At 70.9% G+C, this 1,004-nt stretch carries 1 protein-coding gene and 1 pseudogene; both read right to left on the reverse strand.

Annotated elements, in window-relative coordinates; translation table 11 throughout:
• A pseudogene (locus tag ACFWUY_RS42105) lies at positions 1 to 549 on the reverse strand (DUF58 domain-containing protein); the annotation flags it as partial.
• A 4-nt stretch (positions 550 to 553) separates the two neighbouring features.
• On the reverse strand, positions 554 to 1,004 hold a 451-nt coding region (locus ACFWUY_RS42110), incomplete at its 5' end, for an AAA family ATPase (RefSeq protein ID WP_384122512.1).

Raw genomic sequence — 1,004 nt, forward strand, 5'->3', positions numbered from 1 at the left:
CAGATTGGCGACATTGCGGCCCTCGAGGTGGTGTAGCCGCTTCACCTTCGAACGCAGCAGTCGCTCACTGCGAAACGCGGGCAGCGCGCGCACCCTGGCGGGCACGTCGATCCGGCTCTGCCGTCCGGCCAGACCGAGTGGACCGAGCAGCCGCACCGTCACCGGGCCCGCGACACGGTCGCCACGATAGGTGGGAGTCAGCTTGGTGCGCAGTCGGATTCGCGTGTGCGGTGCCAGATCCAGGTGCTGGTTGCGAATGTCGGCGCGTGCGCTGTCGGGCCAGGCGTCCCACAGCAGTCCGCGCACGGTGGCTGTACCGGCATTGGTGACCACCAGTTCCACCTCGGTGCTGCGACCGAGCCGCACCACCGTCAACGGATCGCGGGTCAGCGACAGCGAATCCGCCCGCGCCGTGAGCGCGACATCCACGAGCAGCAACGCCACCAGCAGCGCGGACGCGCCGAGCACCCCGACCCACGTCGGCACCACGAACATCACCACCGCCGCCGCGACCGTGGCGAGCAGCGCGAACCGACCTGTGACCACCACGTCGCTAGACCGGAACCGGCACCGAGACCAGCAACGACGACAGCACACCCTCGGTGCTCACCCCGTCGAGCTCGGCCTCAGGACGCAACTGCAGACGATGCCGAAGTACCGCCATCGCAACGGTTTTCACGTCATCGGGGGTCACATACGCGCGGTTGTTGAGCCAGGCGAAGGCGCGGGCGGCGGCCAGCAGCGCGGTCGCGCCACGGGTGGACGCGCCGTGGGCGACGGCGGGGGAGGAGCGGGTGGCGCGGCACAGGTCGACGATGTAGGCCAGCACCTCCGGGCTCACCGCCACCTCGCCGACGGCCGCGCGGGCCGCCGCGATGTGTTCGGGCCCGGCGACCGGCCGCAGCCCGGCGGCGCCGAGATCGCGCGGATCGAAGCCGCTCGCGTGGCGCTGCAGGATGCGGAACTCGTCGTGGCGTTCGGGCAGCCGGATGTCGACCTTGAAC

This window comes from Streptomyces sp. NPDC058664 (genome assembly GCF_042716635.1).
Lineage (GTDB): Bacteria > Actinomycetota > Actinomycetes > Streptomycetales > Streptomycetaceae > Streptomyces.